The organism is Amycolatopsis sp. SID8362, assembly GCF_010550475.1.
In the GTDB taxonomy this organism is placed as follows: Bacteria; Actinomycetota; Actinomycetes; order Mycobacteriales; family Pseudonocardiaceae; genus Amycolatopsis; species Amycolatopsis eburnea.
On the sequence record NZ_JAAGNB010001253.1, the window covers coordinates 1 to 351 of the forward strand.

At 74.9% G+C, this 351-nt stretch carries 1 protein-coding gene; it reads left to right on the forward strand.

Going from position 1 to position 351, the window contains the following annotated elements; translation table 11 throughout:
• A partial coding sequence (locus G3I65_RS38645) for a chemotaxis protein CheB (RefSeq protein ID WP_239071707.1) occupies positions 1-243 on the forward strand: 243 nt, incomplete at its 5' end.
• Positions 244-351: the final 108 nt, after the last annotated feature.

Consider the following 351-nt stretch of genomic DNA (forward strand, 5'->3'; position numbering starts at 1 on the left):
CAGGCCGGCATCCGCGCGGTCGCCCGCTGCGGGGGCACCGTCTTCGCCCAGGACGAGGCCACGTCCGTGGAGTTCGGGATGCCGGGTGCCGCGATCCTCACCGGCATGGTGCGCACCGTGCTGCCGCTGCCGGAGCTCGCCGGGGCCGTGCGGGCGCACGTCGCGCACCCGACGGGTTTGAGCCGGCCGACGAGGGCTACTCGTCGTAACGGCCCGACTCGGCTACCGTGGAGCCGCAGGTGAGGAGGTGGACGTCGTGCCGCCCTTCCGGCGTGACCTGGTGGTCGTCGGCGCCTCGGCCGGTGGTGTCGAAGCGCTGCGCGCCCTGGTGTCCGGCCTGCCCGCCGACTT